The organism is Vibrio sp. 2-2(8), from assembly GCF_963888495.1.
Lineage (GTDB): Bacteria > Pseudomonadota > Gammaproteobacteria > Enterobacterales > Vibrionaceae > Vibrio > Vibrio anguillarum.
Genome location: NZ_CAWPJM010000033.1, coordinates 17,179 through 29,530 on the forward strand (window position 1 = coordinate 17,179; position 12,352 = coordinate 29,530).

At 41.2% G+C, this 12,352-nt stretch carries 12 protein-coding genes, 1 tRNA gene and 1 pseudogene; 2 read left to right on the forward strand and 12 right to left on the reverse strand.

The window, feature by feature from the left end; all coding sequences use genetic code 11:
• Positions 1 to 16: 16 nt before the first annotated feature.
• The 11 genes and pseudogenes from AACV12_RS09325 to AACV12_RS09375 all read right to left on the reverse strand — a co-directional run bounded on the left by AACV12_RS09325 (position 17) and on the right by AACV12_RS09375 (position 10,221).
• A complete protein-coding gene (locus AACV12_RS09325; RefSeq protein ID WP_170900223.1) occupies positions 17 to 1,180 on the reverse strand; it encodes a hypothetical protein in 1,164 nt (387 codons plus the stop codon).
• Positions 1,181 to 1,468: 288 nt separating this feature from the next.
• Positions 1,469 to 1,573: pseudogene (locus tag AACV12_RS09330) on the reverse strand (hypothetical protein); the annotation flags it as partial.
• A 183-nt stretch (positions 1,574 to 1,756) separates the two neighbouring features.
• Positions 1,757 to 1,912: a YoaH family protein gene (locus AACV12_RS09335; protein WP_013867794.1), complete on the reverse strand. Its 156-nt coding sequence runs from the start codon at positions 1,910 to 1,912 to the stop codon at positions 1,757 to 1,759.
• Positions 1,913 to 1,957: 45 nt separating this feature from the next.
• Positions 1,958 to 3,148 carry a conjugal transfer protein TraF gene (locus tag AACV12_RS09340; RefSeq protein WP_094163305.1) on the reverse strand — a complete coding sequence of 397 codons (1,191 nt, stop codon included), beginning with the start codon at positions 3,146 to 3,148 and terminating at the stop codon, positions 1,958 to 1,960.
• Positions 3,149 to 3,208: 60 nt separating this feature from the next.
• The gene (locus tag AACV12_RS09345) at positions 3,209 to 4,093 is read right to left on the reverse strand and encodes a DUF2861 family protein (RefSeq protein ID WP_170900224.1); all 885 of its coding nucleotides are present in this window, start codon (positions 4,091 to 4,093) and stop codon (positions 3,209 to 3,211) included.
• Positions 4,090 to 4,749, reverse strand: a complete 660-nt coding sequence (gene vxrB / locus AACV12_RS09350) for a response regulator transcription factor VxrB (protein ID WP_013867797.1) — start codon at positions 4,747 to 4,749, stop codon at positions 4,090 to 4,092. Before vxrB ends, AACV12_RS09345 begins: the two co-directional genes overlap by 4 nt.
• The gene (gene vxrA, locus AACV12_RS09355) at positions 4,724 to 6,178 is read right to left on the reverse strand and encodes a sensor histidine kinase VxrA (RefSeq protein ID WP_013867798.1); all 1,455 of its coding nucleotides are present in this window, start codon (positions 6,176 to 6,178) and stop codon (positions 4,724 to 4,726) included. The genes vxrB and vxrA overlap by 26 nt, the downstream gene beginning before the upstream one ends.
• A gap of 151 nt (positions 6,179 to 6,329) precedes the next feature.
• Positions 6,330 to 7,706 (reverse strand): Re/Si-specific NAD(P)(+) transhydrogenase subunit beta, encoded by a 1,377-nt coding sequence (gene pntB, locus AACV12_RS09360; protein WP_013867799.1) that lies wholly within the window; start codon positions 7,704 to 7,706, stop codon positions 6,330 to 6,332.
• A gap of 11 nt (positions 7,707 to 7,717) precedes the next feature.
• Positions 7,718 to 9,268, reverse strand: coding sequence for a Re/Si-specific NAD(P)(+) transhydrogenase subunit alpha (locus AACV12_RS09365; protein WP_013867800.1), 1,551 nt, complete (start codon positions 9,266 to 9,268; stop codon positions 7,718 to 7,720).
• A gap of 289 nt (positions 9,269 to 9,557) precedes the next feature.
• Positions 9,558 to 9,842, reverse strand: coding sequence for an HlyU family transcriptional regulator (locus tag AACV12_RS09370; RefSeq protein ID WP_026027783.1), 285 nt, complete (start codon positions 9,840 to 9,842; stop codon positions 9,558 to 9,560).
• Between the two features lie 10 nt (positions 9,843 to 9,852).
• The gene (locus tag AACV12_RS09375; protein WP_013867802.1) at positions 9,853 to 10,221 is read right to left on the reverse strand and encodes a late competence development ComFB family protein; all 369 of its coding nucleotides are present in this window, start codon (positions 10,219 to 10,221) and stop codon (positions 9,853 to 9,855) included.
• A 114-nt stretch (positions 10,222 to 10,335) separates the two neighbouring features.
• Here AACV12_RS09375 and AACV12_RS09380 point away from each other — a divergent pair, with 114 nt between their 5' ends.
• Positions 10,336 to 11,700 carry a GGDEF domain-containing protein gene (locus AACV12_RS09380; protein ID WP_170900225.1) on the forward strand — a complete coding sequence of 455 codons (1,365 nt, stop codon included), beginning with the start codon at positions 10,336 to 10,338 and terminating at the stop codon, positions 11,698 to 11,700.
• A 175-nt stretch (positions 11,701 to 11,875) separates the two neighbouring features.
• A complete protein-coding gene (locus AACV12_RS09385) occupies positions 11,876 to 12,088 on the forward strand; it encodes a cold-shock protein (RefSeq protein ID WP_013867804.1) in 213 nt (70 codons plus the stop codon).
• 81 nt (positions 12,089 to 12,169) lie between these two features.
• On the opposite strand, the gene AACV12_RS09390 is transcribed toward AACV12_RS09385, so the two are convergent.
• Positions 12,170 to 12,244 (reverse strand) — tRNA-Gly (locus tag AACV12_RS09390).
• Positions 12,245 to 12,352 lie beyond the last annotated feature (108 nt).

Sequence of the window (12,352 nt, forward strand, 5' to 3'; positions counted from 1 at the left end):
AATTGACCGTTCTGAACTAGATGTTACGTGCAATGGCCACTAGCTCATCTCGGCAAATTTGCAACCAATATTTGAGAGTCTCTTGCAGCATTCTTACCTGATCACCGATACGGTTGACTTCTTTCAGCTCCTCGTCGGTGAGAGGTCGAGAAGGTAAATTCTCTGATAATGCAGTGAAGTAGTCTACCTGCATTCCACTAGAAGAATGGAAATTCATACCAAAACCGGTAACTGGATTCTCACTAGGATCGAAGTAATAGTTCCACATAGCAAGATCCTCGTTAATGTATTCAATGGTATTTTTACCGTACTTTTCGTTCATAAAGGTATCAATATCAGACAGGCTACCAGTAAGAAACATATTATATTCGTCGCTGGAGATTTCCACAGATGAATCAGTCAGCACACTAGAGAGTAATGCCATACGCATAATTGGAGAGACATCGCCTATGCCATTAGTCCAGTTAGAATACCATTCACTAGCAGTACCCCAATTATTCTGAAATTGCGTTACTAAAGCCCCGGGGCAACCAGAATTATTTTTCATAGAATCAGTAATTGTATAAGCAAAACTGTCCTTGGGTGCGTGGGCATGAATTTTGTTAAAAAGTCCAGGAAGGTCAGCAACAAATTCATTTTGATCATAGTTTTCATGAGAACCATGCATCCCTGAACCACCACACTCCATAAAACGTTGAAGGGCATCTTTTTCATCCGCTGTTAAATTGTAATCGTCAATGTGGATCAATACATCCATAAGCACTAGTTGAAAAGCGTCTTCTAACGCATACCCTGTTAATGGTGATGTTTTTGATATGTCTTCCCACATCGCTTCCATGGAATCTACAAATACACCTAAGCCCATAGCTTGCTGCTGTATCGCTTCAAGTCGAGCACTGCATGCTTCGATACCAGCCGCTAGTGTCAATGCAATAGCATCCTCAGGATTACTACCCACCATAGACTGGACAACTTGTTTTTGATGAGCCGCTACCATAGCCAGTACTTCAGAATCTGCTGATTGCTCATCGACTGATGCAATGGCAGGATCGATTTTTTCAAGGTCTTTTTGGGCTTTCTTAATCGTTGCAAGGTAAGCCTCGACTTTTTGGGGACCCACTTGAGGAGCGTTTTGCTCAATGCCGCTGAGTTGAGCATTACTTATGTTATTGGTTATCATTCCGAGATTCCTAGACTAGATTTCATTCACTTAACGATATAACCATCAGTAAAAGCAGACAATAGACAACTCATAATCCCAGAAAAATCCTACATAAAATGGCTTTATTTCCTAAATCATGGAACTAAATTATCTGATCAGCTAAGTTCACTCAAATACTTAGACCAATGGCCAAGTTTTGCTACAAAACCGGTTAAACAGAACATCGCTGAAAGCACCAACACTCGAGAATATACGCTACCCACTTGCTCGTTGGTGAGCATTTGGATGATATCCCGGCGAAGTCTGGTAGAACACCGGCCTTCGGTACTTAGGTGCAAAAACCACATGATATTTACAATTCCATCGCGTGTGCGCTAAGCTTTCTTCGTCCCAATTGGGACCCCCTTTCAATTCTTAATTAACTCTTACAGTTGCCAGACCACAAGACGTTTTTATCAAATTGAAAGGGGTTATAACTGACTTATAGCCGTAAGCTTTACGGAACCCCCAGCCTAGCAGGGGGTTTTCTCGATACAAAAAAGCGTCCACTAATGAGTGAACGCTCTTATGCAATGGAAATAGTTAGGTTGAGAATTAATTCGTTTTATCTGCAGATTTTTCTGCTCTAATTTGGGATGCAACGATTTTTATGGCTTCTGCGGTACTGATACCTTGAGCCATTAGTTGTTGAATTTTCTCAACAGCTTCTTGCTGTTCTTGGTGAGATAAAGTTGGAATATCATCAAACATTTAAAAAGGCTCCGGTTGATTAGGAGCCTGACTATAGAGATCGAGTTAATAACTAGCAAGGAAATTTATGTAAGCTCCCATCGCATTATCGTTTGTATAGCTTGCTCCAATGTCCAGTTGGAAGAGATTGAGAGGTGAGATCCCTACCCCTGCTGTGATTGTTCCATCAACATTATCGTATGCTAAGTTCTTTTTATATCCTGCTCTTAATTTTAACTGACGCATGATATCGATTTCACCACCTACTCGAATCATCTGTGTATTGTCATTAAAATTAGTGTAGCGCTCTTCTTCATTAAGATCATAATCCACGCTTAATGTGGCATAATCTGCAACAATACCTACACCTACTGTATAAAGTGGCCTCATTTGGTATGCGTAGCCAATATTGATGTCTCGTGTTTTACCGAATTGGCTCTTAAGACTCTTAGTGTAAGATTGAGTTTGAATGTCTCTCTTGACTAAATTGGTTGCGGAAAATCCAACTCTTAAAGGCCCATAAAACCACAATGCGCCGGCATCAAGGTTGAACATGGTTTCACCTTGGCCATTATCTCGTGCATCTTTGATATCGTAATCGGTTACACTTGCTGAATATACATAGGTGTAGATGCGTTGAAGTTTAGGTGTTACACCAAAGGCAATATGTTGGCCTAAAAATGTTTGGTACTTGGCTAGCGAGAAACCCACTTCTGTTACCCCAACGGAAACAGCGTTCACTGCGCTGAGCTCTGCGTTTTCGACAGTTTGTAGCTCAGGAGTTAATGACGCAGTATTTTCGCCGCTGTAAATATCAGGAGTGACAAACGTTTCGGTATAGGCTTTGGCGAATAAATTAGCCGCTATAAATTGGTTAGGAATGGCAAAGGCGACAACACCGCCAATTTCGGCTTTTAGTTTATCATTTTGTAAATTATCTAAACTTTTCTGCAGCTGTTCAGTATTTGTGTAATCTTTTTTTTCTATGAAGCTTGAAATGCTGTCTAAATCATCGACCATGTGGTCTTCATCATTATAAGAAATCCCGAAACTGGGAACGATCATACCTAGGTCATCGTTACGACGATAAATAGCCACAAGTGCAGGGTTATAAAATGGAGCAGTGAGAAAGTTCGCCGATACAACCCCTACACCACCCATCGCATCCCCTCGCGCCTCTATTGCATAATTGGCTGCGAAGCTGAAAGATGGTGTAAGTACGACTGCAAGTGGGAGTATTTTAATGAAATTTTTCATAATGTTATAAACGTGTCGTTTCCTTTATGTCTATAACGGCACATTGTCTATTATCTTTAATTATTCATCTACTGAAACATCGTAGGTTTTACTGATTACTTGAGATTGCTCAATGATAATCGGCCCTTGCCAACGCTGTTGAGTCATTGATACCGCTAATACATAACGGTCTGCAGCCAAATTAGTGATTTCAAGTTCATTAGGATACTCAGACTCGTATCGTTGACTCCATATTTCAGAGTATTTTCCATTGATGTAATCATACAGCGATACATTGAGTTCAGGTAAAGGACAATATGGATTGAGTAGCGCTTTTTTTTCAATTTGCCATTGATCTTTCGAAGCCCAACGTACAATTTGCTTTGCTTTGGGTTCACCAAGCACAATCCATGCGCTCCAAGATTGCTGATCTTTGGCTGTTATATCAAGACGGTATAAACCCATTGTAATTTTACTATTGAGATTATAACGCTTTAAGTAATGTGTCTTTTCAGTGACGCTGTCACTCGAAGTGGTCGTTAATACACTATCGGTTGATAAACTTTTATCGACCCACTGCGCCAGCCTGATATCAGCAAGTGGTTTTTCAGCGTCCACTTCTATATCAACATGAAATGCATCTCTTCCTGGGCTCTGGATCTCTTGCCTATTAATGGTGATTGATTTAAGCCATTCAGGGAGTGGTTTTTTGTCTAAACTTTTACCGCAATCAACGGTTAATGATTGTAATAATAATTCATTGAGATGGCTCTGAATGTTTTTGTTATGTTCAAGCTGCCACACTTCGACAAGTGAGTTAAACATTGCTTCTAAATTATTATTTAAAAGATTCTGATGCGCTTGGGTAAGCGGTGTGATTTGATCAAACCACTCAACATTTTGTGCTTTGGTAGGAATAGTCACAAATGCTATGCCTACCAATAGTAAACGAGATTTCTGCATCACGCTTTCATCTTGTATCCAACACCGCGCAAGGTTTCAATCTCTAAGCCTGGAAGTTTTTGGCGCAATTGCAACACGTGGGTATCGACGGTTCTTGTCGTTGGAAAGTGGTTATAACCCCATACATGATCAAGCAATTCGTCACGCGTAAACACTCTCCCGAGATTGCTTGCTAAAAATAAGAGTAAGTCAAATTCAGTACGCGTTAAGGTAATTGAATCTTCTTTAAAAAAAACTTCTCTTGTGGCTTTATCAATAACAAGATTGGGTGTAACCACTTTCGTGTCATCCTGCCCTTCTGATTCTGGTGAACGAAGCTGGGCTCGAATTCGTGCAAATAATTCAGCCTCGGCAAAAGGCTTGGTTAAGTAATCATTTGCCCCCGCGTCCAATCCAGCCACTTTGTCTTTGACCGTAACAAGTGCGGTTAAAAGAATTACTGGCAACTCTTTTATTTTACGCCATTCTGGCAAATGCTGAACAGAATCGCCATCGGGTAATTGGCGATCGAGGATGACTAAGTCTGCACTGTCCCAATGCTGTTTAACATCTGCAATAGTTTCTGCATGTAAACAGTCATACCCTGCTTGTTCAAGGCTTACTAATAAGCCATCGGCAAGGTTTTTATCATCTTCAACGAGAAGCAATGTCTGTTTCACAGGGGATCTCCAATATAAATGTGGTTGGCGGTCCTGCGAGTGTCATCTTACCACCCATCCGACCTACCATTGATTCTACAATAGTCAAACCTAAACCTAAGCCACTTTTGCTGACAAAAGGTTTACGTAAATTTCTCCAATCTCGATGATTTAACAGACCTTGATCTGTAACTTTGATCGTGATTGAATTTTGTTTAGTTGTTACCTCTAACGTAACTGGAGCAACACCGTATTTTACTGCGTTTCTAATTAAGTTATCGATGCATGTCCCAAGCCAATAAACATTCAGTTTAGCTGCAATATCTTTGTTTATAACAAGATCTATGCTTTCACGAAACTCTTCTTCCACTTTGTATTGTAACCATTCTTCAACGGAAGGTACCCAGTCTGTTGCAAGCGGCCTGCTCTCTGACTGTAAATAATCCTTACTGGCTTCGGCCAGTTGCCGTAAACGTCTGGAATCTTCGCATAGGCGTCTAAACTCATCGTAAACAGTTGATGGTAACCTTTCAAATTCGCGCCTAAATCCTTCAACGGTTAGCGATAGACTTGCAATGGGTGTTCTGAGCTCGTGAGTAAGAATCTGCAGCACCAACATACGACTTTTCATTTCCTGTCGTTTTGAATTCCAACGATAAAGGGACCAGCCTAATACAAGTATTATGTTAGCTAGGACAAGAATTACCATACTTATCCGTAACACGTTGGAATGATCTTCAACATTCCAACAAATGTTGCCTCTTTGAATAAAACAGGTCGAATTTTCCGAGGCCATGCTATAGCTGAGTCCTGCTTTACTCGCGTTGTCTAACCATACGTCTTCGTTAAAAACGTAATACATATCCCCTTTTCTCAGCCAAAGATCGCTGTTCTCTACAAACATGGTTGCACCTGATATGAGTGCTAAGATCGTATCTTCATTCATGTTTTGGATGCGGCCAAGCAAAGAATCCACACTTGCTTTGGTGCGCTCTCGTATGTGCATATATTGTTGCAACTCTACAAATTTCTCAGGGTATTTTTTCACATAACGAGCCGCATATGTTCCACCTCCTGGGTGAATCAAAGCGCTTCTCGCAAACCATTTCGACGGTAATTGAGATCCTTTACAGATAGCTCTCGTGAAGACTAATGGCTCTGTTATGAGTGGGCTCAGCGGCAACTTACCTGTACAGCTTTGAGATAATTTGTATAACAACTGTAGATCTTTTAAAGGGTATTCAGCCGTTTGCGGTAACATTGATTCGGGAGTCAATAAGCGAGTTGGATAATCAACCTGCAAAGTACGGATATCATAACTTACATCAGCGGTACTATAATCAAAAAGCGACGCAAAAAGGTCGATGCGTTCTGGCAACGAATCGGCATAGGTTTGAATAGGTATTAAAACTAAAATAGCCCAAAAGTAGGTCTTAATCGCTTTAAACAAGTTTTATTTTCATTAATGGTTTAGATTAAAAACTATATAACATTATTAACTAATAATACATTGCACGTGTTATATCCATGTCAATAATGATTGCTCAAAAACAGAAGAAGCCAGCATTTTGCTGGCTTCTTCATTATCCTAATCGTAGATGCTATAACGCTTTTGAGATGGCGTCTACACTCTCTTTTGCATCACCAAAAAGCATATAGGTATTATCTTTAAAGAAAAGAGGGTTTTGTACACCTGCGTAGCCAGTATTCATTGAACGCTTGAATACAATGACATTTTGCGCTTTCCATACTTCCAACACTGGCATTCCGGCGATCGGACTGTTCGGATCTTCTAATGCTGCTGGGTTTACTGTGTCATTTGCACCGATCACCAAAACCGTATCCGTTTCAGTAAAATCATCGTTTATTTCGTCCATTTCTAACACAATGTCATAAGGCACTTTTGCTTCAGCAAGCAGTACGTTCATATGGCCAGGCAAACGTCCCGCTACTGGGTGAATACCAAAGCGAACTTTAATGCCTTGTGCACGTAACTTCTCCGTGATTTCGTGAACAGGATACTGTGCTTGAGCTACTGCCATGCCATACCCTGGAGTGATGATCACTGACTTAGAGTTTTTCAGCATTTCGGCTACTTCTTCAGCGTTTATTTCACGGTGTTCACCGTATTCAACGTCTGCGCTGATAGTCACATCCTGGCCAAAGCCCCCGGCAATCACACTAACAAAAGAGCGGTTCATCGCTTTACACATAATGTAAGAAAGAATGGCACCTGAAGAACCAACCAGTGCTCCGGTTACGATCAGTAAATCATTCGCTAACATAAAGCCAGCCGCTGCGGCTGCCCAACCTGAGTAGGAGTTAAGCATCGATACCACAACGGGCATGTCTGCACCACCAATCGAAGCCACCAAATGGTAGCCAAACGCGAACGCTATCAGAGTCATAATAATCAACGCAAACATGCTGCCACCATTATTAACAAAGTAAATCATTAATAATGTGGAGACAACAATGGCCGCGAGGTTGAGCTTATGTTTATGAGGGAGATTGAGCGACGACGACGAAATGATTCCACGCAGTTTACCAAAGGCGACGATAGATCCTGTAAAGGTGACGGCACCAATAAATACCCCAATGAACACTTCAACCAAATGAATCACGTGTTCAGCGTGATCGAGTACAATTGGCGCATCGATATAGCTGTTATAACCCACTAATACCGCAGCCATGCCCACAAAACTGTGGAGAATAGCCACAAGTTCGGGCATTTCGGTCATTTCTACTTTTTTAGCATAATGAATACCGATACCGCCCCCAATTACCATCGCCAGCAATACCCAAGCTAAGCCCTGCGCATCTGGACGAAAAATAGTGGCGATGAGTGCGATAGCCATACCCGCTATACCATAGTAGTTACCAGCTCTTGCTGATTCCTGCTTTGATAATCCAGCAAGGCTCATGATGAAGAAGATAGCAGCAATAATATATGCGGCTTGTACTAATCCTGCAGACATATATTACTCCCTTAGTCTTTACGGAACATTTCAAGCATACGTTTGGTGACTGTAAAACCACCAAAGATGTTAATGCTTGCAATTAAAACAGCGATAAACGCGAGGAAAGTGACCACACCACTCCCTTGACCTATCTGCAATAAAGCTCCGACCACAATAATGCCGGAAATTGCATTGGTAACGGACATCAAAGGAGTATGTAAAGCATGAGTAACATTCCAAACGACGTAGTAACCCACAACACACGCTAAAACAAAAACGGTGAAATGGCTTAAAAAAGCCGCAGGTGCGACCGATGCGATCCAAGCAAAAGCGCCAACGGCAGCAACTAAGCCAGTAATTTTTTTCGTCGCAGAAACGGGTTCTTGTTTTTTGGGTTCAGGTCTAGTTGGTGCGGTCTTGACTTGCGGTTGCGCAGAGACTTGGATCGGTGGTGCTGGCCACGTTATTTCGCCTTCTTTCACGACCGTCACACCACGTAAAACAACGTCTTCAAAGTCAATATTGATGGACCCATCTTTTTCCTTGCATAACAATTTCAGCAAGTTAACGATGTTTGTTGAATATAATTGAGAGGATTGTGTTGGTAAGCGGCCAACCATATCAGTATAACCGACCACTTTCACACCATTGGCGGTTGTAATCACCTGATCGGCAACCGTGTATTCACAGTTCCCCCCGTTTGCAGCTGCAAGATCGACGATCACGCTACCAGCGCTCATACTGTCGACCATCTCTTTGGTGATAAGCTTAGGGGCTGGACGTCCAGGGATCAAAGCCGTCGTGATAATGATGTCGACATCTTTAGCTTGCGCTGCATACAGTTCAGCGGCCTTTTTATTAAAGTCGTCAGACATCTCTTTGGCGTAACCATCGCCTGAACCAGCCGTTTCTTGGAAATCGACTTCCAAAAACTCTGCACCCATTGATTGAACTTGTTCTTTTACTTCTGGGCGAACATCAAAAGCTCGTACAATTGCCCCCAAACTTCCTGCGGCACCGATAGCAGCGAGGCCAGCAACGCCAGCTCCAGCAACCAGTACTTTTGCCGGCGGGACTTTGCCCGCTGCGGTAATTTGCCCTGTAAAGAAGCGGCCAAATTCATGTGCAGCTTCAACAACAGCGCGGTAGCCAGCAATGTTAGCCATTGATGACAAAGCGTCTAAAGCTTGTGCTCTGGATATTCTCGGCACTGAGTCCATCGCCAGCACGTTGATTTTTTTACTTGATAACTGTTCCATCAATTCTGGGTTTTGTGCAGGCCAGATAAAACTGATTAGGCTTGCCCCTTCTTTGATCAAAGCAACCTCATCAATCGATTGTTTTTCATCAACAATCGGCGCATTGACCTTCAAGATAATGTCTGAATTCCAAACATCTTGTGTCGAAACAATCGTGGCACCAGCCGCCTCAAAAGCCGCATCATCAAAACTGGCTAAAACCCCAGCTTGAGTTTCAATGGAGACGTCGAAGCCTAGTTTGATTAATTGCGCTACCGAACTCGGTGAAGCTGCAACCCGTGTTTCACCCGTAAGGGTCTCTTTTGGTACACCAATTTGCATAGTTATTCCTTGACTATTGGCACAATGATTATTCTGTTTTTATCTAACCACCAGCATAACTGCAAGCAGTTTGTAATAAAAATACAAAATGCTATTACATATAAGGTTAAGTAATGAGTGATTGTCATAGGTGAAAGACAAAAACACAACGACATCCAAACAAAGCAGAGGTCGAACCACTTATCACAAAGCTCTATAAAAACAGGATATTAGCCATGTATTTTACTCAATGAATAAGGGTATCGACTAATGAGGATATTCATTATGATTTTTATCAAGTTGGACGATGTTAGGAAAAGATTTTCTCGCCCATCTGATCGATGAGCATTTTTGCTTTTTTAAGCATAAGCTCATCAGCGTCGCTTTTACTAGCTACGACATCGGAGCGGATAAAACGGTGAGTACATATTTCACCATTAACATCTTTACTAATTTTACCAGCGACACGATATTGCCCTGATTCAGACATTGCATCTTGGTAAATTAAAAAACCTTTATATTCAATGGGATCTAAAAGCTTCATTTTTGAGTCATTGCCTGACCCTTGATTAAATAAACGAGAAAAAAATCCCACAAGAACTCCTTTAAGACTTGTTTGTTTCAATAATCGGCTTCTCGAACCACTCTAGTTCTAAGTTATCGTCAAAGCGCAATTGGCCTAGAATGATAGGAATATCATCTTCTCTGTGTCTACGTCGATCATTAACGATCATGCTTTCCGCCGATTCAACGGCAACTTGTGCATTCTCTTTAAGTATGACCAATTTTTCTTCAGGTAGCGCAGAGAGAAAATCTATGTCGTATCGAATATAGATCGGTCTCAATTGAGCAAGGGATAAGCAAGCAAGATCGGCAAGCTGCTCATTATCATAGTGATTTACATACTTATCTTCAGCCAATACGCGTCCGACAAGTGTTTCCATGTAATTATGTACATCAACACTGATTTGCATCCTTACACTCCTTCCTCTTCGTACTAATCAAAATATTTAGATAGAACTTAGCAGTAACAACTTAGCGTACCTTGGTGATTTTATACAACTTTTAGATGCGTTGTCGTCTAAACTTTGTTCAAGTGCTCGCTTTCATTTAGTAAGTCTAGCAAAAAGCTTGGCAATCTATTAAATAAAAGTATGCTATGGGCCTTATTATCAATTTTAATTTTAAATGCCACAAAGGTCATATTTGTATTATTAATGCCGACAAGTTTTGTATCATCTCATTGGTTTCGATTCTTATTCCCAATAGGGTTGCTAATAGCCATTATGTTGGGGATGGAAAACGTCATTCTGATCACTAGCGCCAATATTGGCTTCACTAGTAACCTACCTTATATTCTTTTCACGGTAGCAATTGCATTAGGACACATTTTTAAGCAAGGGCGTTTGGCTATGATCTCGACAGCGATGATGGTGGCCTACGCAATCATCCAGTGGCGTTTACAGATGCCCCTTTCTACGGGAACAACCTTGCTAGAGCTTTCGTTATTAAGTTTGTTATTACCCGTTTTGTGTTTAGTGCCCTATGCGTTAGGAAGTAATGCTACTGTATTGAGTAAAACTTATGGCTTATACATCGCTATTTTGCTGCTGTTAATGTTTTGGGCCGTTGTTACTTTGATGTACGTCAGTGATGGCGGATTTGAGAATTTTAGCCAAGTTTTTTTAGTAACTATACCGAAAATATCGAAATTGCCATTTTTGTTGGTGATGTACCTCTTGGCATTAATTGGGGTCTCCGCAATATTTGTGCTCACGCGAAACCAGATCTTAGACACCAGCATTTACGCCAGTATTTTACTCTCCTCCGTCACCTTTATTTTTTTCCACGTGAGTTATATCTCAAGCACACTTTTCTCTCTAGCCGGGGTTTTATTGATCTTATATCTAATTTCGGCGGGTCATAAAATGGCGTTTATTGATCGCTTAACGGGTATCCCAGGTCGCCACGCCTTAGATCTTGACATCAAATACTTAGGCAAAAAATATGCGATAGCGATGCTAGATATAGACCATTTTAAGCAGTTCAATGATCGCTATGGTCATGACACTGGTGATGATGTGCTTAAGTTGATTGCTAGCCGTTTATTGCTGACTCAAGGAAACGCACGTGTTTATCGCTACGGTGGTGAAGAGTTTACCATCCTATTTAAAGGAAAAAATGCACAGCAAGCTGCAATCTACTTAGATTTGCTTCGCAAAGATATTGAACAGTACCAAATGGTCATTAGGAACGCAGAAGACAGACCAAAAGACGATAAGCTCGGTTCCAAGAAGCGTGAGCAGAAAACACCATCAAATCTTGTCTCTATTACGGTTAGTATTGGCGTTGCTGATAGCTACGCCTCAGAAAAACCTGAAGCAGTGTTAAAAATTGCGGATCAAGCGCTCTATAAAGCTAAACAAAATGGCAGAAATAGAGTTGAAGTATGAACAGTTACCTTGATTTAATGCATCACATTTTGGTATAGAAATCGCAAAATTTGATATTCAACAAGGCGTACATCACATTCACAGAAACTTCATTAGATTGTGCAAAATACTTTGGTTAAGTTATTCATGTTGCAACTGTTTCGCAACGTCAAAACAACATAGCAAGAGTAAGATTATGAGTGAAAAAGTAAACGGAATTGTAAAGTGGTTCAACCAAGATAAAGGTTTTGGCTTTATTACCCCAGATAATGGCAGCAAAGATGTATTTGTACATTTTTCCGCTATTACAGGTGAAGGGCGCCGCAACTTAGTCGATGGCCAAAAGGTGAGTTTTGTAATCACTGATGGTCAAAAAGGGCCACAAGCAGAGAGCGTCAGTCCCGTTTAAATTTTTAAAAAGAACGACTCTAATCCACTCTTTCTAGGGTGGATTTTTTGTTTCTAGTAGACTGGATAAATACGAGAATATTGGAGCGGGCAGCGGGAATCGAACCCGCATCATCAGCTTGGAAGGCTGAGGTAATAGCCATTATACGATGCCCGCGCACCGAATTGACGCTGTCACTATGCCACAGTTAGCAAAAAAGAAAACCCATTTTTTATCAAAACCCGTTCAAGCGAACAGTAAATAAACAAAGTAAATTCAATTGGT

Excerpts from the sequence above, each read along its gene's own strand:
- pntB (WP_013867799.1), bottom strand. The coding sequence starts at position 7,706 with ATGTCTGCAGGATTAGTACAAGCCGCATATATTATTGCTGCTATCTTC.
- AACV12_RS09335 (WP_013867794.1), bottom strand. The coding sequence starts at position 1,912 with ATGTTTGATGATATTCCAACTTTATCTCACCAAGAACAGCAAGAAGCT.
- AACV12_RS09340 (WP_094163305.1), bottom strand. The coding sequence starts at position 3,148 with ATGAAAAATTTCATTAAAATACTCCCACTTGCAGTCGTACTTACACCA.
- AACV12_RS09365 (WP_013867800.1), bottom strand. The coding sequence starts at position 9,268 with ATGCAAATTGGTGTACCAAAAGAGACCCTTACGGGTGAAACACGGGTT.
- AACV12_RS09375 (WP_013867802.1), bottom strand. The coding sequence starts at position 10,221 with ATGCAAATCAGTGTTGATGTACATAATTACATGGAAACACTTGTCGGA.
- AACV12_RS09385 (WP_013867804.1), top strand. The coding sequence starts at position 11,876 with ATGAGTGAAAAAGTAAACGGAATTGTAAAGTGGTTCAACCAAGATAAA.
- AACV12_RS09325 (WP_170900223.1), bottom strand. The coding sequence starts at position 1,180 with ATGATAACCAATAACATAAGTAATGCTCAACTCAGCGGCATTGAGCAA.